We start from the raw sequence: 20907 nt of genomic DNA, 5'->3' as shown, positions 1-20907 counted from the left end.
TGTTTTCAGGATAGTGATAAAATCAGGGAAAAGGAGTTGGCGCTCGTGGGAACAAAAGATAGAGAATATTATCGAAATGAAGGAAAAGAATTTGAAAAAAACAAGAAAAACCTGCTTATTCGACGTTTAAATCAACTAATCGTTGTCTTGGTCATTTTGATCATTGTCTTTTCGGCGATCCTGTATTACATAGTTTGAAACTTTCCGTAGCTGTCATTGCTTTATTGGCAGCAACAAAACGAAACTTGTACTTAGATGACTGTGCACCCTTGATTAGGACTCGCTATGGGAATCTGATCCGTTTAGGTGAAAACTGAACGCAACGAAACGTTTCTTGTTTATCGTTGCTGGTTTGCCTGTGATCAAGATTCCCATTAGGCTATTAGTTAGCACAAATTTGCTGGGTTAAGTGCGAATCATTACTGATAAGATCGTGAACAACGATACTTGACTGATTCATTGAGTTTGGCCAGCAGCTTCAAACCAAAGCTTGAATTCAAAGATTCAAGAATCAACAAGATCAAATGCAGACAAAGGTACAGATATAATTTGTCAGTTGATTCTCTTATCAATTGTAGAACAAACAAAAACAAAAACTATCGCTCAAATGACCATTTTTTTGGATTATGCTGCCAATTAGGTGAATTTGAAGGAAATAATCCTAAATAAGAGGGAGGAGAGCCGTAAAATTATCCGCTAAATACGGTGTTCGAAAAATTTTATATTTTAGTTTACATAATATATATTATACAAAGTTGTATTCGAAAACGAGTTCGTGATATTTTAGACAGTTCAAGTCAATTTTGCATCATTTTACCTCCCTCCGAATGACTTTTATCAGGAAATTGTCACTAATTCATCTAAAATTCAACTAAAGCTAAGAACTTCTTATTTTACAAGTTTCTTCAGATTCTTTTTTATGATTTACTGATCAACAGATTGTTAACGGTCTTGTAGCAAGTTACTTGCGGATTCGTCTTTTTTATCTCAGCAAATACAGATTCAAACTATCAGCCTTGATTCACGAACCAATCGGTTTGATTGTATGCTATAATCATTTTGAAAATCTTTGAGCTTTTACCTAGAACTTTATTCATATAGCCAATCCGTTTCAAAATTCTGACACAAGTAGTTAGACGTTGCAAATACCAACAAATATCTACTACATGATTCGATAAAAAAGAACCCTAAAATCATGTAGATAACTTAGGGTATTTCGTTATTTAATATAATTGTAATGTTCATAGGTCACCATAAACGTCCATATTTTGCTAAAAAAGTCTGAATAAAGCGCCGTTGATCATTCCTTGGAATACTAGAACCATGGCAAGTAAAATCAAACCAGCAGCTATCCACAAGCTTATTTTTCCTTTTCGTCGACTGCTGAACGGGTTTTGCTTCAAATTGCCACTCGTCAGGATGAAATACATAATCATGCTGAATGATATGAGCAAAATAATTTCTATCCCTATACCTAACCATAATCGCTGATTGTTTATTATTGTCATTTTATCACCTCAACTCATTTTACCATTAATGAGGTGCAGACTACTGATTTGCCTGGTTTGCAGCTTTTTTTTTCCATTTGTGTAATTAACACCCGATAAAAGCAATTCCATCCGTATAAGCTGACAATTCTAAAAGGAGAATAAAAATGAAAATGAAGAAGCAATTAAAGCTAGTCTTTTTACCAAAAATCTGGGCGTCACTCCTCTACTTGCTTTTCGTGTTCACAGCCCTCTTCCTCTACTTATCAAAGTACTTGGACATTTCTTTCTTTACTTCGATGTATCCTGACTTTTATCTTCATATCTCCAATTTTTCGATTAGTTTGATTATTGGCTTACTGGGGTACTTTTGGCTTCTCGTAGGTGCGCCATTTAAAGCCGTCACACTATTGACCCTGCTCTTACTCATTGCCAATCTATTGAGCGAGACTATCTTTGGCTTCATGAACACCCCTGATCGAATCGATTTACTTTTTGGGATTGCAGGAACACTCGTCGCATATTTTACTTTGGCAATAATCAAAAGACACGGTTTAGTCAAGAATCAATCGGGTTGATTCAAACAGTCGTGACTTCTCCTTATATGATCCTTTTGCTACTTAGGTCCAACCCATTTTTTGGGAAAAGAAACATCTTGCTGCAGTGATTTAGTCGAAAAAAAGCACTCAATAAAGGGAGTGCTTTTTTTCGTTTCCATTGGCGATACTTTCGTATGGCTAGTCACTTGGTAGCCAATACAATGGACTTAGCTGTAGATTTTCCCAATACGGGTTGTGAAACCCTATCAAATAGTGCATAGCTAAATACCCGAAAATCATAAAGCCAAATGACAAAGTCACGATCCGTCCCCACCGTGGTATTTCTTTGATAAATAGACCTAGCATACCTATCAATAAGGGGAACGAATAATTAAACAGTAAATCACTTCTAATATTTTGGTTCCGAGGATCCTTCATTATTTTGTCATTTAAGCCCCAACTTATGCCGATGATCACAAACATAAGCGCCAGAATAGTCAATCGTTTGCGATCAAAAAGCCACTGTTCTTTATCTTTCCTACTTGCAAAGTAGATCGTAAGCAGGACCACAATTAATCCAGACATACTATTCTCCTTTTTCGCCAGCTATTTTCTAAAACGTTCATGATTCCTTCAGGATAAATTATAACATATATAGTATAAAAAAACGATACCCGCCACTATCCCCTTGTTTGATGCACTTTTTAGATGTTTCATAGAAGAATCAGAAATTTAAAAATCTGTTCGCTTTACAAAAGAGAACGTATGTTTGTATTATATAGATAAGAGGTGATTGCTATGGGTATGCTGCAACCATATGAAGATCGGAAAAAGCTAAAGTGGCAAGGATTCTTTTTATCTGAGCATACAACTGAAATTGAAGAAGAGCCGACACGCACGTTTGATTGTCCGCCTAAGCCGTCACTCACAACGGAAGAAATCAATCAATGCTTATTCGAAGCGATGAAAAAGAACGTAACTGTGGCGATCCAACGAGAAGAAATCAATGAAGAAGGCGGCTATCCCCCAGATATTGTCGGAAAAATCAGCGGATACGACACATTGGGCATTTATTTGACGGGAGAAACCATAGAAAAAATCCATTATGATGAGATTCGTCATGTTGCTTTTTATGAAGAGAAAAAATGGTTTGATCTCAACGAATGATCCGCTTTTTACTACTTACTAAAGGAGGAATACCTGATGCAAACACAAAAAGGCGCTGTCTCAAAAATAAGGATCGTCTCCTTTGCCCCCTCCCCTTTGGTCCGCTTTACACTCGGCACCACCAACTGTTTGATTGCGAAGCACAGTTTGAATTTTTTAGGGGATGTTGATGAGGGCATGTTTCTAACTGTGGGTGGCTATTGGAATAAGCGCCACCAATTCGTGGTGCAAAAGTATACGGTGTACGGCAAAACAAAAATCATGTTGGATATCGATGCCTATCGACAAAAAACAGTAAAGGCGGGTTCACTATGAGAGCAAGAGACCTCTTGACAGCACTGACAACGTCGTCGAGTGCTACAGATTACCAAGGAATTTATTTAACTTACAAAGAAAACCTGATTCCTTTTACGACGATCGCACAAGATAGTCATAACCAATTGATTTTATTTTTCGAACCCAAAAAGCCTGCTCTGACTCTGAAAGAATTATATACACAGCTAATGCTGCATAAGAATTTGGACTTGCTCTATTGGGATGGCGAGTCACGACAAAAGGTATTGGGGTTTCGTGAACAAGAAGAAAAAATCATCCTTTAGTCCCCTCGCCTATTTTGGCACACAACAAACGTTGAAAATCTCGGCAAAAAGAAAAAAATGAAGTATACTTTGTGTAAAGACTAAAGGAGTTTATCATGAAAAATCAAAAGATTACCCAAATGAGTTTTGCGAAAGTCTATCCTCTGTATATTGCCAAAGCAGAACGGAAAAATCGGACAAAAGAAGAAGTAGATCAGATTATTACCTGGCTGACTGGGTATGACCAAGAAACACTCCAACAGATGGCTGATGATGTTTCTTTTGAACGCTTTTTTAAGCAAGCCCCTCAGCTCAATCCTGCACGAAAACAGATTACTGGTGTGATTTGCGGGATTCGGGTAGAAGAGATCGAAGAGCCAATAGTTCAAGAAATTCGTTACCTAGATAAACTGATCGATGAATTGGCGAAAGGAAAAGCCATGACGAAAATTCTACGCTCTGCTGAATGAGGCGTTTTTTCGAGTTGCTATTTAAGAATCAACGCTTTATACTAGAAATACCTTGGCAGGGGCAAATCATTGCTCAAAACACAGTGGGACAACACCCCACTGTGTTTTTTTATCCTGCTTTTCTTGACGACAGCTTGTAACCAGGCAGGCGATCTTAGTTTAGTTCAACCACTTAGCATGTAGTGCCCTTTGAAATTGGCCGCCTTTTCATGAAAACACAAGAACATTGGCTGCGGCTCTCCTCTTCTTTACTCAACAAGGCGCTCTTGACACGTACAAAAAAGCACTCCTCTTATAGAAAGGAGTGCTAACTATTACTTTTTCATTTCTTTGATCTGTTCTTTTCGTTTCAAATACGCCAGCTCTTTTTCCATTTTGCGATAGCGAGCGAAGGCTGCTTCTGAAAGCTCACCGGCAGCAATAGCTGCTTTTACCGCACATTTCGGTTCTGTTTCATGCTGACAGTCTCTGAAGAAACAACCTTCAGCATATTGACTGATCGCTTCAAAGGATTGCTCGATCGAAGCTGACCGAACGGTACTGATGCCAACTTCCCGCATGCCAGGAGTATCGATGATCATTGCGCCAGAGGGCAGTGTGAACAACTGGCGACTCGTCGTCGTGTGTCGTCCTCGACTATCCTCTCGTATGTCATTGGTTTTTTGAACGGCTTGTTCCATGAGCTGATTTAATAAGCTGGACTTCCCGACGCCTGACGAACCGATAAATGCACTGATTTTTCCGTCTGAAAAGTAGGCTTCTGTCAGCAATTCGTTCGGTTCATAAATAGAAGTAGCGAATGCTTTCACACCAAAAGCATCGTTTAATGCTTGCAGCAGCTCTGCTTTTTCATCAGCTGTGACTTGATCGGCTTTGGTCAAGAGAATCACTGGGTTAGCGCCACTGTCCCAAGCGATCGTGACAAAGCGCTCTAACCGAGCGAAATTAAATTCTTCATTGGCACTAGTAGCAATAAAAACCGTGTCGATGTTCGCAGCGATCCCTTGTTCATCCGTCCGATTTCCGGCTACTTTTCGTTGTAAAAAACTCTTTCGTGGGAGCAAAGCATCAATCAAGAAATGATCTTGATCATACACCTGCCCTTGGACAAAATCACCAACAATAGGATAATCCTTTGGCGCTCGTGCCTGTTGACGAAATTTTCCTGAAACGGTTGCTAAACATTCTTCTCCTGTGGTCAGGCGGACTTTTGCGATATCCTTAGCCTGAAAGACCACGATTCCTTGTTTTTCCATGATTTCCCTCCAGTTAATTAGGAGGCCGCACTTAAAAAGAGAAACCTCCGAGTTGATGTTGCTTCATTTGATTTGTCATAGGACATTTCCCCTTTCTATGTTGTGCTCATCATGTGATGTCGCTTTATTATACCACTGGAACGGACAGTATGCTAAAGCAAATGACCCAAAAGAACATTTACTGAAACGAAGTAGATAAACAAGCCAGCAATATCTTTGATCGAGGTGATGATCGGTGCCGAACCGGCTGCTTGGTCGATGTTTAGTTTAATAAGTACAAACGGGACTAAAAAGCCAAGTGCTGCCGCTAAGGTCATAGCAAAAACTAATGAAATCCCAACAGCGACCCCTAACATCGGGATCCCTTGCCAAAGTGAAGCAGCGGTTCCAGAGATGATCCCGACGATCAATCCTAGACTCAAACCGATCCAAACTTCTTTAAAGAAATGTCTGGTGAAGGTTGAAAGATCAATATGCCCTAACGACATCCCCCGAACAAATACAGTAGAGGATTGTGTACCAACGTTTCCACCCATATCCATGATCAAAGGAATAAAAATCGCAACGGCTGCCACCGACTCTAACGTTTGTTCAAATTCATCAATGACGACCCCAGCTAAAAGTCCAGCCACTAAAGTGATCACTAAGAATGGCAAGCGGACTTTCCAGATTTGCCACAGGCTGCCATTGATCAAAACATTACTACGGTCTGCTTCGTTGGAGGCGACATCGACCAAACCAGCGGCATTAAACATGTCTTCCGTTGTTTCCAACTCGATGACATCGATCGCGTCATCGACGGTAATGATCCCAACGATTCTTGATTCCTTGTCTACGACTGGCAGCGCAATGATATCTAGTTCATTTAGCAAACGGGCTGCTTCTTCTTGGTCGGTGTCAGTGGTCACATAAATAACTTTTTGGGACATGATCTCACTGATGCGTTGATCCCCTTGTGCCATTAAGAGATCTTTCAGCGACAAAACACCTTCTAACGTTTTCGTTTGATCAGTAACATAAAGCGTATAGATTGTTTCTTTTTCTTTGGCTTGCATTCGCACTTTTTCCAATGCTTGATTGACTGTCATATCTTTTTTCAATGTAATGAATTCCGGTGTCATCAAGCGACCCGCAGTTTCAGCTTCATACCCTAGTAAGAGGTTTGTTGCAGCTCGTTCATCAGGCGCCAACGATTGTAAAAGTTTTTGTGTTACGGTCGCTGGCAACTCATCTAAAAGCCGTACACGAACATCTGGCGCCATCTCATTCACAAATTCGGTTGCTCGTTCATCGGTGAAAGAGCGTAATAAGTGTTGTTGGGTAGCTGGTGTCAAATCTTCAAACAGGATAAGGGCTTTGTCTTTCGGTAACAGTCGGAAAACGATCACTTTTTCATCCGCGGATAAGTTGCTGAATAATTGTAATAGCGGCAGCTCTTCCATTCCTGATACGAGTTCTTTTAACTTTTCAGAGTCTTTCTTATTTAAATAATGTAAGATGGTTTCTTGCTGGTTCATGGGATACACTCCTTCTCCTATAATTTTGGTCAAAGAAAGAAAGGCAATCGTTCAGAAAATTGTCCAGTTTTCTTTCGTTTGAACGTTGTCTGCTAGACAGCTGAAAGTTTGTTCCGCAGCTGGAGATGACTGTTATTAAAACAAGCATCAAAGGGATAGAGCAGCAACTTTATTCATTATATCACATAGTTTTTTTAAAATATGAAAAATATCACTCGCAGACGAAAAATTCTTTTAAAGGACGTCGCTTGTAAAGAAAATTGACTGAAGTTTGTCAAGAACAAAAGGCAAAAGAAGCTAGCAGACGCTGTAAAACATCCCCCGCAAATGGTATGATAAACTAGTTGTGATTTTTTTACTCACCGTTTATTCTAAACCTATATCAATGAAAAGAGAGGCAATAAAGAGATGGCAAAGAAAAAAACATTGATTGGATCGGTCACTGCGCTTCTCGCACTCGCAGCAGTTGGCTTTGGTTTCCTACAAAGCAATGACCTATTTCCAAAGCAGGAAACGCAACAATCAGAGGTAAGCACCCCTTCTGCTAAAGATATTCGCGCAGACGAATTGGCACAGCTAACCTACCAAGGCACCCAAACAATTGAAGTCAATCAAAACATCCCTGAGTTTTCAGAAGACGACCTTTCACTTGAAAATGGTGCCTGGGAAGCATACGGCGACCTTGACCACCTCAATCGAGCGACTTCGGCTGAAGCAATGTTGAATCAATCCTTAATGCCTACGGAAAAACGTGGCGATATCTCCAGCGTGAAACCGACAGGCTGGCGTAATAAACAGCTCCCCAATGGGAAATATTTATATAATCGGACGCATTTGATTGGGTTTGCTTTAGCTGGCGAAAATGCAAACTGGAAGAATTTGATCACGGGAACTAGTCAATTGAACAATCCAGAGATGTTGCGCTTAGAAATGGATATCAACTACTATCTCAAGCAAGACAAAAACCATTATGTTCGATATTCTGTCACTCCAATCTATCGTGATGACGAGCTGGTTGCCCGTGGGGTACAGATGCAAGCCCAATCTATTGGCGACGATACGATCCAATTCAACTATTATATCTTCAACATCCAAGATGGTGTCACGATCAACTATGCGGATGGCAGCAGCGAGATTTCAAACGAAGATATGACGCAACAGGAGAATGCGACAAGTAGTGAGAACAACACGACAACAGCCACTTCTCAAAACAGTGAAACAAAGGAGAAACAGAAAGAATATGTCGATCAACAAGGAAATGGTTTGATCAAAGGATCAAGAAGCGGCATCTATCATTTGCCAGGATCTAAATACTATGATGATACGACGAATCCGAAAGAATGGTTCAAAACGATCGCTGAAGCGGAAGCTGCTGGCTACCGTGCACCAAAATAAAAAAGCCTCTAGGCTTTTTTATTTTGGTGTTAAGCTATTCTTCATTGCCATGCGTTTGTTTTTCGTCTGCTAAAAGTGCTTGTCGCAACGCTTTGACATAGGCCTTCCCTTCGTCTGTAAAACGAACCGAACGTGACTTAAAGCGATAAGCTCGGTAAATTAGGCCTCTTTTTTCGAGACGCAACAAATGACGATAAACCAAAGAGGTCGTTTTTATTTCTTCATTGGCACAGATTTCTCGTATGGTAGGTGCGCAACCTTGAGCTTGCATATATTCATCAATGAAAAGTAAGATTCGATCTTTTCTAGGCATAAGTCCTCCTTTCCGCAAAACAGTCTTCACTGCTGCAAATTCGTAAAAACCGATAAACTGCTACCTGGTCTGCTTTTTGTCCGATCAATACACTGAAAATCTATTGATCTGTCTCTTTTCCCCTTCTTCCAACGAGTAAAAGTTCTTTTTATACGCTGAAATTTTCCCCTTAACGAGAAAAGCATCGGCTAGCAGCGCTCTTTGGTATTGATTTTATCAAATTTAGCAGCAAAAAATAGCAAATTTCAAAATTATTTTCCTTTTTATTGACATAAAAATAAATAGAGCTATTATTTTTTCTTAGAATTTGTTATTCTAAATTTAAGTAAAGGAGGATTTTATGTTAGGGATCGGTTTATTTTTTGTAGGAATTACTTTGATAATCAACGGCTGGGGCAGCTTACTTCACATTGACTACCGCTCACTTGCTTTGATCAATCTTTTTACAGGTACGTTATCTTTTATTATCAATCTAATCTATATGCTTCAAGGCGCTTATTATGAAGTAGGCACTGGCTTTCTCTTTGCCTTCACGTATTTGTTGGTAGGGATCATTTACCTTTTTGATTTAGATCTACGTATTTATGGGATTTTCGCACTATTCGTAGCCATCAATACCTTACCTTTTGCTTGGGTCTCTTGGCAATGGGAGCAAGATCCCCTCTTTGCATTGATTTGGTTAACATGGGGAGCGTTATGGTTTTGCGGCTTTTTGGATACGATCGTGAAGGTAAACTTTGGTCGTAAGATTCATTATTTTGCGATCGCTTGTGGTATCTTCACTACGTGGGTCCCAGGCTTGCTGATGCTAGTAGATCTCTATTAAAAAAGAGTGATTATCTCAATGATAATCGCTCTTTTTTAATAGGAAAATTTAGAAAAATTGTTTTTTTTCTAAAAAGTGTTCAATCTCCTGCATCGCTTTCTGAGGACCATTTGTCGGGAAATCCTTCTTAAACTGATAGGCTTGTTGGCAAATCTTCGGAGCTCCAACCTCAGTCAGGGCAGCTTCCAGCTTTTTCTCAGTTAATGGTTTTGTCAGTGCGATTGCATTGCCATACGCCACGCAGTACTGAATATTGCAGCATTGCTCATAGTGCATCCCAATTCCGATAAACGGCTTCCCAGATGCACAAGCTGTTTGAACAGTCCCTTCCCCACCATGGATAAAAGAAAAATCGATATGCTCATGCAATAAATGACTTGGTAGATATTCGGTCAAGAACAGATTCTCTGAGTCGTTGTGTTTCCCCTTGAGTAGATGTGTAACCGGAGCAATGATCGCTAGTTCCGAACGGTTTCGCAAGAAAGCTAAGATTTTTCGCACCATGCGCGGATTCCCCGAACTGCCCATCGCAAAATAAACGATTCGTTTTCTTTCCCGCCGCTTTTGTTGAATAAAAGTCAACACTTCGTCTGGTAAAGAAGACCCGAGCTTCGCAAAAATCGGCCCAACGATTTGATAATTTTCTGGCAGCTGCTCTTTCGTTAAAAATAAATCAGGAGTGGTGATGAGATTTAAATCAGCGTCCATCATTCGTAAGCTCGTTTCAGGCATAAAAAGTTTTTCTGTTTGAGCAGCGTGTTTGAATGCTCGGGGCATCCAGCGGGATTTTACCAATTGTTTTCTTATCCAATACCAAAGTGGTTTCCTTAGCGGTCCGAAGAAACGCAAACTAGAAGGGATAAATGCGCTATCTGATCGAAAAAAGGGATCGCTCATCGCATAGGGTTTTACGTAGACTAAGGGAATCTGTTTGCTGCGAGCAGATAGAAAGATCGTGACATTCGATCCAGTTACAATGACCTGAGGAGCAAGTTTATCGATCAGCTTTTGTTCGCTCAGAATACGCGCGGCAACCATCTCTTTGGTGAAGGGATTTTTGATTGAGCGTAGTTGATCTAATTTTATGATCTGTTCCTCTTGTTTTTCTGTCAGAGTCGGCGTCAGCAAATGGTACGTAAAGCCACTTTCAGTGATAAGTGAAGCAAAGGTTTTTGAAAAACCAAAGAACTCGCAGTGGTGATTTCCTTGCATTTGTTTAGCGACTTCGATCATCCTTGTCGTTTCAGCCAAGTTGAATACCGCAGGCGCAAAAAGAATCGTTGGCATGAAATCCTCCTTATGTATCGAGTCCATCCACTCGTTTCTTTCAAGTATACTAAAAGTAGGCACATGTAGGAGAAGTTTTTTTGCAGATCTTCTCGTTCATCTTTTTACATTATTTAATTAAAAATTTGCTATAATAAAGAAAACCTTTCAAGGAGTAAACCAATGCGAAAAAAAATATCTTCCTTGCGGCTTAGTACATTATCAAGCGGGCTCATTCTCTTTGCTTTCTTTTTCTTGATTCAACAATTTTGGGAAATGGTTGTTTCTGACTTTGCACTTTTGCCTTCGCTGGCATTCATCCAAATTCTCTTGATGATCCTTTCAACCTTTCTCATTAGCAAGCTTGTTAAAAAACGCTCGTGGCGGCAAGTGCTTTTTGGCAGCTACCTATTCATCATCGGCTCGCTATTTTCTTTCTGGCTAGCAAATAATCCATTGGAGCTGCAAGCAGTCATTCTTTATATGATAGGCGCTTTTTTTGGCGGCATTCTTTGGGAATATTTGGCCCAGCGCTTGGCAACAGATCTTCTGGCCAAAGAACATGAACCTCGTTAACAGAGGTTTTTTTCTTTTTCTGATAGAAAAGGCAAACATTCTTCGTATATAGTGTGAAGGGGTGAAAAAGGTGCAGGATGAAGAAATCATTGAACGAATCAAAAAGAAAGACTATGCCGGCTTAGAAGAACTGTTAGCTGTTTATGGTGATAGCATGCTGAGGACGATTCATAGTGTCCTCTCCCAACCGCATGAAGTGAGCGAGCGCCAAGATGTAGCGAACGAAGTTTTTTACGAGGTTTGGCAAAAGATTGCTGCGTACCAACCAGAAAGAAGCCGCTTGATTACTTGGCTGCTTTTGATCAGTCGTAGTCGTGCGATTGACCACAAGCGGAAATTGAACAAGCGCTCACTGGAAGAAAAACCTGTTGATGAGCAGGAACTAGCTATTGAAGAATCACCTTTGACAAAGGAAACCTTTTTGGGCTTTATTGAAGACCTTGAAGCCCTCGATCAAAGGATTTTTCTGCTCTACTATTTTTACCAAGAGTCACCCGAAACCATCGCAGAGCAGACGGACTTAAATGTCTCAGCGATCTACAATCGTCTTTCCCGTGGCCGCAAACGCTTAAAAGAAAGGATGACTATCGATGGATTTTAAACAGTTAGTCTTAAATGAAAACAATTCACTGACAAAAATATCTGAACAAGTAAAAGCAACAACTTTCGAGCTGTCCAAACAATATGTTTTCTTGCAAGATCTATTAGAGGAGCTTCAGACGCTTTTAGCAAAAGACGAAACGATTCTTGGCTATCTGCCTTTGACGCCAGATGGAAACCTCGCCTTCGCCAATCAAGGGCTTGGCGCCTATGCCTATGCAACAACCGAGAAAGCAAAAGCATACCGTGACATCTTTCATGATACCCGCGGCAATCGTTTGTTAGTTTTCACAGAAACCCGAATGCTTTTTCTGGTCATCATCGACTATTTAGAAAGTAACACCTATTTCAGTTACCCCTATGAGACCATCAAGGCGTTCACGATCAAGCCAAGAAAGCTGATGAAGCACGAATCACCAGAGGATAAAGAACAATTCCATTGGGGCTATTTCGACTTTCAGGCAGGGACGCACATTTTCTCAGAAGTACTGACGAAAAAAGACTACGAATTATTTACGTCCTATCACGAATCGATCCCTGCACTCAAGAAAATTCCGATTCAAAACAAAGTTTACCGAGCAGCGAAATATCAGTATTTCCTGAGTAATTGGCATTTCAGTTTTCGCTTGATGACCGCTTTCAACCTGCTTTTCCTGCTGCTGTTTGTATTAATGATTCTCGGATTTTTCTTACACATTGGTCCACTAAAAGGATTTTATTATAAGGATCTGTTGGACATTGGTATAGTCATTTCCCTTTTTTATAGTAAGAACATCTTGCCATAAAAAAGGATTGCTGCTCCTTCCTAGGCATTTCTTTTATATCAATTGAATAAAGCACCAGATTTTCTACAAAAGAGTACCCCTTGCAGGATTCAAGTCAAAATGAATGCTGCAAGAGGTATTTTTTGTCTCGGACTATTGGGATATTCCTAACCGTTCGTTTTTTCATTTCCTTTTGAAATTCTCAGATTTCTTGTGAACTTTTCAGAAGACTCCACTCATAATTTCATACATGCCTAATGGGATTATTTTTTCCTTCACGCTTGCTTTTTAGGAAGAAACGTTATGATGATTTTACTTGCTAGGAGGTGTGAAAAATCGAACTTATCGGACATTTGGTCTTTTGGATCCCGTTTTGTCTTTTTCTAGTGATTGGATCGTTTTTCATACAATGGCGGAAACGTTTCGTTTCAACCCTTATTGCAGCGATCCCGTTTCTCTTTTTTATGGTAAAAATATTCAATTATCGGCACTATGAGCCAGATTCTATTTTCATCATCTATTTGGTCGGGCTCTTCTTGTCGGCGATCTTACTGATTGCTGCTGTCCGCCGGCTGTCAAAAAAAGCCTAAACCTAGGGTTACTAGAAAACAAAGACATGGCTTAAATGAAACCCAGCCTAACTTTAAGGTTCATTTAAGGTTCACGGACTATAGTCAATACGGACATAATAATTTAGAGCCTGTGCTAGCGGAAACTAGTGCAGGCTTGTTTGATTATTTATAGAAAATAGGACAAATCGCTAGCAGGTGTTGGGTAGGCAAAAATCATTTGGGCCAGCGCTTCTTTCGATAGCTGATTCTCCAACACAAAAACGAAGTGGTTGATCAACTCATCGGCCAATGCAGAAACGATCGTGACCGCAACGATGGTATCAGATGTGTTATAAACCAATTTGATTTTTGCATCTTGATCATTGATTCGTCGATAGGTATACCAAGAAGAAAGATCCATCACCTCGCTATGATACTCTGAGGCATTATCGGCAATCTCTTGCTCACTGATCCCGATTCTTGCTAGTTTTTCCGCACCAAAAACCAGCGTAGGGATCAGCGGATAGCGGATGGGTGTTTTCTGGTCATCTATATGCTCGACAAGATAGGCGGCTTCAAAGCTGGCAACAGGCGTCAGTTTGGGCTGCTTTTTCGCTAGCACATCCCCAATTGCATAGATGTGTCTTTGACTAGTCTGCAAAAACTCATTTACTACGATCCCTTGTTTTGACGTTTCTACCCCTGCCTTTTCCAGTTGCAGCTGATCGCTATTGGGTCTGCGTCCCGTGGCACCAATCACTGCTTCTACGGTGAGAGACAATGCTTGTGTCTGGATCGTATAGTGGTTTTGTTCTTTCGTGATTCGCTGCGTGTTCTGATTAAAGTGGAACGAAACGCCTTGGTCCTGCATTGAACGAACCATTTCTGCGGTCAATTCAGCATCAAATCCTTTTAGCGGCTGGTCATTATGATGGATCACATGAACTTCAGCACCTGCTGCTTGAGCGATCATCGCCAATTCGAAGGTAATATACCCAGCACCTATGAAAGCAATCGTTGCTGGCATCTTTTCAAAGGAAAGAAAATCAGTACTGCTTTGTAAATGCTCCTTGCCGACGATGGGCAGTACGGCTGGACGCTGTCCTGTCGCAATAATTATTTTTTCTGCTTGAATCTCTTCTGCGTCCACGACGACCGTATGGGCATCACGAAAAGCGGCTTGTCCGTAGTAAGTAGTGATCCCTTCTGCTAGTAACCCTTGTTTGGTTGACTCTGGCACCCGATCGGTATACGAGCGCTTAAACGCCATCAGTGCCGGCCAATCAATGGCTACCTGTCCTTGAACACCATTGCCTTGCATACGTTTCGCCTCTGTTTTGACTTCCACGCCTCGCATCAGTAGTTTTTTCGGATCGCACCCGCGATTGGGGCAAGTGCCACCCCATAAATCGGCTTCAACGATCGCGACTGTCTTACCTTTGGCTTTTAACCCGTAGGCAGCAGCCGTTCCAGCTGGACCCGCTCCGATAATCAGTATATCCACCTTTTTCATCTGTCTCCTCCTTCTCCTAAAAAAATATTCCTGCGCTTGCTCTTCCCTTCAAGTATAGCGAATCACGGTCAGCCAACAAAATAATTCGCCTTTTGCGGCTCCTGCGAATGATCACAATCAGACCTTGAAGTTGCGTTTGATGTGGTATACTTTTCTTGTCAGTTTAACGACAAAGGAGAATGAATGACTGTGAGTTTTAAACGTTTTTTTCAGCTCTTTCTTTTTTATTTTCTCTCGATTCTGGTGGCATATGGCCTGATTGCATTTCTAGCAGTAGATAACTTTTGGCTGGTGGTCTGTTTGATGACGATTGTCGGCTACCTCACCTTGGGTATCCCACTAACCTTATTGAGTTTAAAGAAGAAAAAATAAGACAACAGACAAAGACACCAGCAACTTTTCTAAGAAGCTGGTGTCTTTCCTCATTGATGCGATTATCCTAATACGATCTGGGCATCTGCCAATGCTTTTTCCACGACTTCCGTCACCAGCTTGCTATGGGCAAGGCGTTCCTTGACAAAGGCGTGATCATTTTCGTGAATGGCTTGTGCAAAGCGGACAAATTCTTCAAACATACGATGTCCGTGAACGCTGCGATCCTGATGGCTTTTTGCCCCATGAACCGGTTCAACGTCATAACTGGCAAGCATATTCGTCGGCCCATTGACGATGATCGATCCTTTCGTCCCTTGGATCGTTGAACGAATCGTCGCTGTCGAATCTTTGGCGCCGATACAAACGACTTTTGTTTGTTCATAGTCTAAAAACAGCATGCCAGAAGTATCGATCCCCTGTTCGACATTAGCAAAATAGCGGACACTTTTTGGTTTTCCTAAAAGCCCGACGACAAAATGAATATTATAGATATTGATATCCATCAATGCCCCACCACCCATTTTCGGGTTAAATGCAGGTAAAACGGTTCCCTCTTTGAATAAATCATAACGAGAAGAATACTGCGAATAGTTGCATTCAATCACTTTCAGCTCTCCCAATGTTTCAAGCTGCGCTTTTATTCCTTGATAGTTGGCTAAGTACTGATTTGTGATGGCTTCGATCAAAAGCACCTTGTGGGCAGCAGCCAATTCTGCTAATTCTACTAATTCTCGTGTCTGCAACGTAAATGGCTTTTCACAAATGACGTGTTTGCCAGCGAGGATTGCTTCTTTGGCAAAGGAATAATGCAAATGATTGGGCAGTGCGACATACACGGTGTCAACGGATGGATCCGCCAAACATGCCCCTAACTCTGTGTAGACGGTTTGAATCTTGTATTGCTGTTTTAAGTGATTCATTTTTTCTAAATCATTTTCTGTCCCAAAAATAGCGGACAGTTCAAGTTGTGGGACATCCCCTGCCACCGTTAAAAAATCATGGACGATCATGCCTGCCCCTAAAATCGCTAAGTTCATCTTGCTTCCCCTTTTCTATCTTCTTAAATCATTTGTTTCAATACTTCGGTGATCACTTTATGATCCTCTAAATGAGCCAAACCAGACACACAGATAGCACCCGTGACTTTTCTGTCTTCGATAATTGGAAAACCACCACCACAAATTGCATAATGTTCGTCTTGTGCCCATTTAGCAAATTGTATATCTCTATCTTTTTGCGCATAGACGTACAGTGAACTATGCCCGCTTTCTAGTACCGTTCGTTCTTTTCTTTCAAGCCAAGGGCTCTCTTTTCGCCCTGCCATTAAAAATCGAATGATCGGCAAGCCCTGATGAACAACTTTGATCCCTACCGGCTTCGGGTAGTTCCTTTTAACGTACTGATCAATGGCAATAACCAACCGCAATGCGAGGTCATTGTCAAAATGAGCAAACTGCAGCTGCTGTTCTTCTTGCAGGATTTCTGAAGGTTCGATTCGGATCTACTCCTTTACGTTGAGTCAGTTGATGCCTTCAGGCGCTTTGCTTGTCAAAAGCCCCATAATCACCCTGCCTTATGACTCAGTAATCACTTGATTGATGCCTGTTTCTAGCATTTCGATTTGTAAAATCGTTTCTTCGTCTTTCACGATTTTCTCTTTGCCATGGATGATCGTTTCATAGACGCCCTCATACACACGGCTATAATCACCAATTTCAGAGTTGACTTTTTCTTCATGGTAGTTCCCGTTAGCATCCATATAAGTTAGTGTGCCATAGTGCTCTGGCAAATCGATCCCAAAATCGGCATGATCTGGGAGATAAAACTGTTTTAGATGCTCTTCTTGTCGATCCTTGGTTTGTTTCACAAAAACGCCGTTTTCGCCATAAACGACAAAACTAGGCCGCTCTTTTAATCGGAAGTAACTAGATTTGACTGAGACTTTCATTCGACCATAAAACAGATCCAAATCGAAGTAATCATTCATGCGATTTTTTCCAAGCAATTGCCGAACCTCATAATGGACATCGTCTGGTTGCCCAAAATAGGAGATCACTTGGTCCAGTGTATGACAAGCGTGTCCGTACAAGTAGCTAGTATTCAATGAAAATTCGGTCACTGACCGTGGAATCTCTGGACGAAAATAATCATAATGCATCTCTACTTCTAAGAGATCTCCGAGCACGCCGCTTTCGATCACTTTTTGCGTGGTCAAAAAATCGGAATCAAAGCGGCGATTTTGATAGCATTGCACAAACAAGCCTTTCTCCTGCGCCAGTGCGAACAATTCCTTTGCTTGTGCCGAAGTTTCCGTAAAAGGTTTTTCGATCAAGACATTTTTCCCATGGAGCAAGACATCCTTGCCTAATTCATAATGCAAATGACTGGGGGTCGTGACCACAACTAATTGAATTTCAGGATCACGGTAGATATCCTCTAAGTCAGAGGTGTAATGAACACCTTCTAGTGTTGGCCAGGTCAGCTTTCCGCTTGGTGAATAGATCGTCTTTACTTTGATCTTATCCTGCAGCTTGGTTGAAAAAGGCAGATGGTAGCGATTGGTGCTTTTTCCGTTTCCGAGATATGCGATAGTTAACATTGTGACGCCTCCTATGAATTGATAGCTTGATTATTGCTGATATCCTTCGAAATGAGAAGCCTTTTGCCAAAAACAGGTTCTTTTGACCAGACTTTTTCGCAAACTGCTGAGTGGTTCTGAACATTTTTACCAAATTGCCAAAAAGGTACAGTTTTTGCTTTTGGTTTTCTTTGTCCTGGGCTATGATTAGAAAGAAGTGGTTTGATGTTATTAGGAGATAAATTACGGCTTCAAGAAGGATTGACCAATACGGAGAAACGGATTGCCGATTATATTTTGCAAAATATCAATGATGTGCCTTCGTTGACGATTGAAGTCATCGCTAAGCATACATACACATCCCACTCTTCCGTCATTCGTCTAGCCAAAAAGATGGGGTATGAAGGATTTAAAAGTTTTCGCTTAGGTCTGGCTGAAATTGCCCATAATCAGATGTTCAACCCAACCTTTGTTGACGCGAATTTTCCCTTTTCGCCTAAGGATCAAACACCTGACATTTTGAAAAAAATGGCCGATCTAACGATCAACTCGATCCACAAAACCCATGCTCAGGTTGCCCCAGAAACGATGGAAGCAGTCGTGCAATCGTTGGAAGCTGCGCAACGGATTTTCTTATTTGCTCGCGGCGATTCTCAGATCCGGGCAAGAAGTTTTCAAAATAAGTTGGTCAAAATCAATAAGTATCTGATTCTAGCTGATGAATATGGGGATGATGCGTGGAATGCATCGAACGTCACGCAAAATGATTGTGCCGTGTTTATTACCTATCGGGGGAAAAATACGCAATACGAAAAAATCATGCAGCACTTTCGTGAAGTCGGCGTACCAGTGATCGTGATCTCTGGCAACGCCTATGCGAAAATCATCCCATTAGCGACCCATGCGATCATCGCTTCTCATGATGAACGTGATTTTCTCAAAGTCGGCACCTTTTCTTCACAGGTCGCCTTTGAGTATATTTTAGATTCACTGTTTGCATTGCTGTATGTCAAAGAATACCAAAAAAATATAGTCGAGTTAAGAAAAAAACAAACTGTTTTGGAATCAGGGATTCTCTCAGAATACCCGTCAACTGAAGAAAAGAGGGAAATGAAATGATCAATTGGGGAATTATTGGTGCCGGAAATATCGCCAATCGCTTTGCTGCAAGTTTAGAAAATTTTCAAGACGCCCAGCTTTATGGGGTTGCTTGTCGTACGATGGAAAAAGCGCAAGCGTTTCAAGCAAAATTTCCGTGTGATGCCGTCTTTGATGACTACCAAAACCTATTAGATGATCCAACTATCGATGTCGTTTATATTGCTTTGCCACATTTGTATCATTATGAATGGATCATCAAAGCCTTTCAAGCGAAAAAAGCTGTTTTATGTGAAAAACCAGCAACCTTGACTGCACAAGAAATGCGCGATGTACAAAAACAAGCTCAAGCACACGAAGTCTTCTTTATGGAAGCCATGAAGCCACGCTTCACCCCAGCGTATCGCAAACTAAAAGAACTTGTGGATGGTGGTCATATCGGTGAGCTAACAAGTGTCACCACTACTTTTCGCCGCCATTTACCAGTCGAAGGCAGTTCTTACCATTATCTGCCAAAACAAGGGGGTGCTTTACTGGATATGGGGATCTATAACTTAGCCTTTATCCAAGATTTTTCACCAGAAAATTTAACTGCCGAATTGATCGATTACAGCCTGTATGAAACTGGGGTTGATACTTACGTTGAAGCACGCTTTGTCAGTGAAGACTTTGTTGCAGTGATTGAGACTGGATTTGACCAAACAAAAGAGACGGTGGCGGAATTACAAGGAACAAAAGGGAAAATCACGATCCCCAACTTCCATCGCCCCGCTTCTTTTACCGTGACGATTGACCAAGAAGACACGGTCTATGATATTGGGTACGAGATCGATGATTTCCATTCGGAGATTCAAGCAGTTCATACCGCTCTTGCACAAGGACAACTCGAGAATCCCCTGATGTCCTTAACGGATAGTATTGCCTGTATCGCTTTAGCAGATGAACTAAGAAGCTTGCTAGATGCGGAATAAAAAGACAATTAAGATCATGCCCCATCGTTTTTGAATAGAACTGACCAGTGGCTACCACTCGGTCAGTTTTTTGTATCAAAAATTGAGCGCTTTCTTTGACGGTAGCGAAATGGTTATATTATATTTATTGAGTATATTTTTATACAAATAAAAAAAGAAAGGAAAACGCTTATGACTCCAGAAATTATAACGTATCTTATTTGTTTATTGACCTTCGCTTATCTAGCTGTGACGGTTTTTACTTTTGTAAAAAATCGTCGGACAGGTGACGGCTATCGCCTCCGTATTTTTTACGTGTTGGCAGCAGCACTCGTCTTTTTGCTTTCCGTTTATGCAATCGCTACCGGTCAAACCTATGACGACTTAGTGACATCGATAAATGATCTTTTTCAATAAAACAACGACGGCACGAACCCCTGCGGATCTCTTCGTTGGTGAACCTGTGGTTGAGGGAAGGATCAAAACAGAAACGAGCCAATGAAAGACTGCTAATCGATGGCTTTTCCATCAGGATCTGCTAAGCCGAATCAATGTCTTTCAATAAATGATGTCTGATTTTTTATGGAGGTGTGCATGCTCATTCAGCTTAAAGAAGCGAAGCTTTCCGATCTGCTTTCAATCTACTTGATACAAAAAGCGGCCTTCAAATCCCTCTTTCTCCGTTATCAAGACAAAGAAACTTCTCCCTATTTACAAAGTTTCGAGAAGCTAAACGCAAAGTTTTCTGCGTCGAATACCACTTATTATTTAATCATGACCGCTCAGAAAACCGTAGGCTTCCTAAAACTGACGGTTGAGCAGGAACATACGACGAAGCTATCTTCCATCGCCCTTCTTCCCTCCTACGAGAACCGCGGGATTGGTAGACAAGCAATGATCTTGATTGAAAGGAACGTACAAACAGATACGATTCGTTTGAATACGATCCTGCAAGAACCCAAACTGGTTCACTTTTATCACTCGTTAGGGTATTCCCCAACAGGCAGGTTTCAAAGCCCCTCTTCAGCAATCTGCTTTGTCTCCTTTACGAAAAAAATTGCTGCGAAATAAAAAAGCCATCTCGCCTT

General features: G+C 41.1%; 26 protein-coding genes. 17 read left to right on the top strand and 9 right to left on the bottom strand.

Annotated features, from left to right (window positions below; genetic code table 11):
* Window positions 1-45: 45 nt before the first annotated feature.
* Both IGI72_RS08935 and IGI72_RS08930 read left to right on the top strand, forming a co-directional pair.
* Complete coding sequence (locus tag IGI72_RS08935) at window positions 46-198, top strand: hypothetical protein (RefSeq protein WP_010748347.1); 153 nt, start codon at window positions 46-48, stop codon at window positions 196-198.
* A gap of 1456 nt (window positions 199-1654) precedes the next feature.
* Window positions 1655-2065 (top strand): hypothetical protein, encoded by a 411-nt coding sequence (locus tag IGI72_RS08930; protein ID WP_438753884.1) that lies wholly within the window; start codon window positions 1655-1657, stop codon window positions 2063-2065.
* A gap of 159 nt (window positions 2066-2224) precedes the next feature.
* Here IGI72_RS08930 and IGI72_RS08925 read toward each other — a convergent pair whose 3' ends face one another.
* Window positions 2225-2611, bottom strand: a complete 387-nt coding sequence (locus IGI72_RS08925) for a hypothetical protein (RefSeq protein ID WP_005226080.1) — start codon at window positions 2609-2611, stop codon at window positions 2225-2227.
* 213 nt (window positions 2612-2824) lie between these two features.
* Here IGI72_RS08925 and IGI72_RS08920 point away from each other — a divergent pair, with 213 nt between their 5' ends.
* The 4 genes from IGI72_RS08920 (at window position 2825) to IGI72_RS08905 (ending at window position 4241) form a co-directional block, all read left to right on the top strand.
* Complete coding sequence (locus IGI72_RS08920) at window positions 2825-3193, top strand: hypothetical protein (protein ID WP_438753882.1); 369 nt, start codon at window positions 2825-2827, stop codon at window positions 3191-3193.
* A gap of 36 nt (window positions 3194-3229) precedes the next feature.
* Window positions 3230-3508, top strand: a complete 279-nt coding sequence (locus tag IGI72_RS08915) for a hypothetical protein (RefSeq protein WP_010748343.1) — start codon at window positions 3230-3232, stop codon at window positions 3506-3508.
* Window positions 3505-3792, top strand: coding sequence for a hypothetical protein (locus IGI72_RS08910; RefSeq protein WP_218213409.1), 288 nt, complete (start codon window positions 3505-3507; stop codon window positions 3790-3792). Before IGI72_RS08915 ends, IGI72_RS08910 begins: the two co-directional genes overlap by 4 nt.
* Before the next feature lie 95 nt (window positions 3793-3887).
* Complete coding sequence (locus tag IGI72_RS08905) at window positions 3888-4241, top strand: DUF2200 domain-containing protein (RefSeq protein ID WP_015509694.1); 354 nt, start codon at window positions 3888-3890, stop codon at window positions 4239-4241.
* 314 nt (window positions 4242-4555) lie between these two features.
* On the opposite strand, the gene rsgA is transcribed toward IGI72_RS08905, so the two are convergent.
* Together rsgA and mgtE are read right to left on the bottom strand one after the other, a co-directional pair.
* The gene (gene rsgA / locus IGI72_RS08900; RefSeq protein ID WP_015509693.1) at window positions 4556-5497 is read right to left on the bottom strand and encodes a ribosome small subunit-dependent GTPase A; all 942 of its coding nucleotides are present in this window, start codon (window positions 5495-5497) and stop codon (window positions 4556-4558) included.
* A gap of 152 nt (window positions 5498-5649) precedes the next feature.
* The gene (mgtE, locus tag IGI72_RS08895; protein ID WP_015509692.1) at window positions 5650-7014 is read right to left on the bottom strand and encodes a magnesium transporter; all 1365 of its coding nucleotides are present in this window, start codon (window positions 7012-7014) and stop codon (window positions 5650-5652) included.
* Window positions 7015-7422: 408 nt separating this feature from the next.
* Between mgtE and IGI72_RS08890 the strand changes: the two genes are divergently transcribed.
* Entirely contained in the window at window positions 7423-8409 is a 987-nt protein-coding gene (locus IGI72_RS08890) for a DNA/RNA non-specific endonuclease (protein ID WP_438753879.1), read from the top strand.
* Window positions 8410-8443: 34 nt separating this feature from the next.
* Here the strand turns inward: IGI72_RS08890 and IGI72_RS08885 are convergent, their stop codons facing one another.
* Window positions 8444-8722 carry a LexA family protein gene (locus IGI72_RS08885; RefSeq protein ID WP_005226072.1) on the bottom strand — a complete coding sequence of 93 codons (279 nt, stop codon included), beginning with the start codon at window positions 8720-8722 and terminating at the stop codon, window positions 8444-8446.
* 340 nt (window positions 8723-9062) lie between these two features.
* Here IGI72_RS08885 and IGI72_RS08880 point away from each other — a divergent pair, with 340 nt between their 5' ends.
* Window positions 9063-9548, top strand: a complete 486-nt coding sequence (locus IGI72_RS08880; protein WP_438753877.1) for an AmiS/UreI family transporter — start codon at window positions 9063-9065, stop codon at window positions 9546-9548.
* Between the two features lie 48 nt (window positions 9549-9596).
* Here IGI72_RS08880 and IGI72_RS08875 read toward each other — a convergent pair whose 3' ends face one another.
* Window positions 9597-10835, bottom strand: coding sequence for a glycosyltransferase (locus tag IGI72_RS08875; RefSeq protein WP_438753875.1), 1239 nt, complete (start codon window positions 10833-10835; stop codon window positions 9597-9599).
* Window positions 10836-10997: 162 nt separating this feature from the next.
* On the opposite strand from IGI72_RS08875, the gene IGI72_RS08870 reads away from it, so the two are divergent.
* The 4 genes from IGI72_RS08870 to IGI72_RS08855 all read left to right on the top strand — a co-directional run bounded on the left by IGI72_RS08870 (window position 10998) and on the right by IGI72_RS08855 (window position 13250).
* The gene (locus IGI72_RS08870) at window positions 10998-11390 is read left to right on the top strand and encodes a hypothetical protein (RefSeq protein ID WP_016609349.1); all 393 of its coding nucleotides are present in this window, start codon (window positions 10998-11000) and stop codon (window positions 11388-11390) included.
* A gap of 61 nt (window positions 11391-11451) precedes the next feature.
* A complete protein-coding gene (locus IGI72_RS08865) occupies window positions 11452-11991 on the top strand; it encodes a sigma-70 family RNA polymerase sigma factor (protein ID WP_051095336.1) in 540 nt (179 codons plus the stop codon).
* Window positions 11981-12775 (top strand): hypothetical protein, encoded by a 795-nt coding sequence (locus IGI72_RS08860; RefSeq protein ID WP_010748334.1) that lies wholly within the window; start codon window positions 11981-11983, stop codon window positions 12773-12775. The genes IGI72_RS08865 and IGI72_RS08860 overlap by 11 nt, the downstream gene beginning before the upstream one ends.
* Window positions 12776-13082: 307 nt before the next feature.
* A complete protein-coding gene (locus IGI72_RS08855) occupies window positions 13083-13250 on the top strand; it encodes a hypothetical protein (RefSeq protein WP_005235914.1) in 168 nt (55 codons plus the stop codon).
* Window positions 13251-13492: 242 nt separating this feature from the next.
* On the opposite strand, the gene IGI72_RS08850 is transcribed toward IGI72_RS08855, so the two are convergent.
* Window positions 13493-14818, bottom strand: coding sequence for a dihydrolipoyl dehydrogenase family protein (locus IGI72_RS08850; protein ID WP_438753872.1), 1326 nt, complete (start codon window positions 14816-14818; stop codon window positions 13493-13495).
* Between the two features lie 183 nt (window positions 14819-15001).
* Here IGI72_RS08850 and IGI72_RS08845 point away from each other — a divergent pair, with 183 nt between their 5' ends.
* Entirely contained in the window at window positions 15002-15190 is a 189-nt protein-coding gene (locus IGI72_RS08845) for a hypothetical protein (RefSeq protein WP_005226063.1), read from the top strand.
* Between the two features lie 62 nt (window positions 15191-15252).
* On the opposite strand, the gene IGI72_RS08840 is transcribed toward IGI72_RS08845, so the two are convergent.
* The 3 genes from IGI72_RS08840 to IGI72_RS08830 all read right to left on the bottom strand — a co-directional run bounded on the left by IGI72_RS08840 (window position 15253) and on the right by IGI72_RS08830 (window position 17792).
* Window positions 15253-16230, bottom strand: coding sequence for a Gfo/Idh/MocA family protein (locus tag IGI72_RS08840; protein ID WP_438753870.1), 978 nt, complete (start codon window positions 16228-16230; stop codon window positions 15253-15255).
* A 23-nt stretch (window positions 16231-16253) separates the two neighbouring features.
* Window positions 16254-16652, bottom strand: coding sequence for a heme-binding protein (locus tag IGI72_RS08835; RefSeq protein ID WP_080542651.1), 399 nt, complete (start codon window positions 16650-16652; stop codon window positions 16254-16256).
* 114 nt (window positions 16653-16766) lie between these two features.
* Complete coding sequence (locus IGI72_RS08830; RefSeq protein ID WP_438753868.1) at window positions 16767-17792, bottom strand: Gfo/Idh/MocA family oxidoreductase; 1026 nt, start codon at window positions 17790-17792, stop codon at window positions 16767-16769.
* A gap of 204 nt (window positions 17793-17996) precedes the next feature.
* Between IGI72_RS08830 and IGI72_RS08825 the strand changes: the two genes are divergently transcribed.
* The 4 genes from IGI72_RS08825 to IGI72_RS08810 all read left to right on the top strand — a co-directional run bounded on the left by IGI72_RS08825 (window position 17997) and on the right by IGI72_RS08810 (window position 20890).
* Window positions 17997-18890: a MurR/RpiR family transcriptional regulator gene (locus IGI72_RS08825; protein WP_438753866.1), complete on the top strand. Its 894-nt coding sequence runs from the start codon at window positions 17997-17999 to the stop codon at window positions 18888-18890.
* A complete protein-coding gene (locus tag IGI72_RS08820) occupies window positions 18887-19840 on the top strand; it encodes a Gfo/Idh/MocA family protein (RefSeq protein ID WP_438753864.1) in 954 nt (317 codons plus the stop codon). The genes IGI72_RS08825 and IGI72_RS08820 overlap by 4 nt, the downstream gene beginning before the upstream one ends.
* Before the next feature lie 171 nt (window positions 19841-20011).
* Window positions 20012-20236: a hypothetical protein gene (locus IGI72_RS08815; protein ID WP_005226057.1), complete on the top strand. Its 225-nt coding sequence runs from the start codon at window positions 20012-20014 to the stop codon at window positions 20234-20236.
* 177 nt (window positions 20237-20413) lie between these two features.
* The gene (locus tag IGI72_RS08810) at window positions 20414-20890 is read left to right on the top strand and encodes a GNAT family N-acetyltransferase (protein WP_428215393.1); all 477 of its coding nucleotides are present in this window, start codon (window positions 20414-20416) and stop codon (window positions 20888-20890) included.
* Window positions 20891-20907 lie beyond the last annotated feature (17 nt).

The sequence above is a fragment of the Enterococcus sp. DIV1059_2 genome, from assembly GCF_051713685.1.
GTDB classification, from domain to species: domain Bacteria; phylum Bacillota; class Bacilli; order Lactobacillales; family Enterococcaceae; genus Enterococcus_D; species Enterococcus_D casseliflavus.
The sequence above is the reverse complement of the archived record's forward strand: the minus strand, read 5'-3'. Positions and strand labels throughout refer to the sequence as shown.

What these genes read in the sequence shown, in the direction of transcription:
- IGI72_RS08905 (WP_015509694.1), top strand. Translation starts at nt 3,888, where the DNA reads ATGAAAAATCAAAAGATTACCCAAATGAGTTTTGCGAAAGTCTATCCT.
- IGI72_RS08870 (WP_016609349.1), top strand. Translation starts at nt 10,998, where the DNA reads ATGCGAAAAAAAATATCTTCCTTGCGGCTTAGTACATTATCAAGCGGG.
- IGI72_RS08920 (WP_438753882.1), top strand. Translation starts at nt 2,825, where the DNA reads ATGGGTATGCTGCAACCATATGAAGATCGGAAAAAGCTAAAGTGGCAA.
- IGI72_RS08825 (WP_438753866.1), top strand. Translation starts at nt 17,997, where the DNA reads ATGTTATTAGGAGATAAATTACGGCTTCAAGAAGGATTGACCAATACG.
- IGI72_RS08850 (WP_438753872.1), bottom strand. Translation starts at nt 14,818, where the DNA reads ATGAAAAAGGTGGATATACTGATTATCGGAGCGGGTCCAGCTGGAACG.
- IGI72_RS08830 (WP_438753868.1), bottom strand. Translation starts at nt 17,792, where the DNA reads ATGTTAACTATCGCATATCTCGGAAACGGAAAAAGCACCAATCGCTAC.
- mgtE (WP_015509692.1), bottom strand. Translation starts at nt 7,014, where the DNA reads ATGAACCAGCAAGAAACCATCTTACATTATTTAAATAAGAAAGACTCT.
- IGI72_RS08910 (WP_218213409.1), top strand. Translation starts at nt 3,505, where the DNA reads ATGAGAGCAAGAGACCTCTTGACAGCACTGACAACGTCGTCGAGTGCT.
- IGI72_RS08880 (WP_438753877.1), top strand. Translation starts at nt 9,063, where the DNA reads ATGTTAGGGATCGGTTTATTTTTTGTAGGAATTACTTTGATAATCAAC.
- IGI72_RS08820 (WP_438753864.1), top strand. Translation starts at nt 18,887, where the DNA reads ATGATCAATTGGGGAATTATTGGTGCCGGAAATATCGCCAATCGCTTT.
- IGI72_RS08875 (WP_438753875.1), bottom strand. Translation starts at nt 10,835, where the DNA reads ATGCCAACGATTCTTTTTGCGCCTGCGGTATTCAACTTGGCTGAAACG.
- IGI72_RS08890 (WP_438753879.1), top strand. Translation starts at nt 7,423, where the DNA reads ATGGCAAAGAAAAAAACATTGATTGGATCGGTCACTGCGCTTCTCGCA.
- IGI72_RS08930 (WP_438753884.1), top strand. Translation starts at nt 1,655, where the DNA reads ATGAAAATGAAGAAGCAATTAAAGCTAGTCTTTTTACCAAAAATCTGG.
- IGI72_RS08885 (WP_005226072.1), bottom strand. Translation starts at nt 8,722, where the DNA reads ATGCCTAGAAAAGATCGAATCTTACTTTTCATTGATGAATATATGCAA.
- rsgA (WP_015509693.1), bottom strand. Translation starts at nt 5,497, where the DNA reads ATGGAAAAACAAGGAATCGTGGTCTTTCAGGCTAAGGATATCGCAAAA.
- IGI72_RS08925 (WP_005226080.1), bottom strand. Translation starts at nt 2,611, where the DNA reads ATGTCTGGATTAATTGTGGTCCTGCTTACGATCTACTTTGCAAGTAGG.
- IGI72_RS08915 (WP_010748343.1), top strand. Translation starts at nt 3,230, where the DNA reads ATGCAAACACAAAAAGGCGCTGTCTCAAAAATAAGGATCGTCTCCTTT.
- IGI72_RS08840 (WP_438753870.1), bottom strand. Translation starts at nt 16,230, where the DNA reads ATGAACTTAGCGATTTTAGGGGCAGGCATGATCGTCCATGATTTTTTA.
- IGI72_RS08815 (WP_005226057.1), top strand. Translation starts at nt 20,012, where the DNA reads ATGACTCCAGAAATTATAACGTATCTTATTTGTTTATTGACCTTCGCT.
- IGI72_RS08860 (WP_010748334.1), top strand. Translation starts at nt 11,981, where the DNA reads ATGGATTTTAAACAGTTAGTCTTAAATGAAAACAATTCACTGACAAAA.
- IGI72_RS08845 (WP_005226063.1), top strand. Translation starts at nt 15,002, where the DNA reads ATGACTGTGAGTTTTAAACGTTTTTTTCAGCTCTTTCTTTTTTATTTT.
- IGI72_RS08810 (WP_428215393.1), top strand. Translation starts at nt 20,414, where the DNA reads ATGCTCATTCAGCTTAAAGAAGCGAAGCTTTCCGATCTGCTTTCAATC.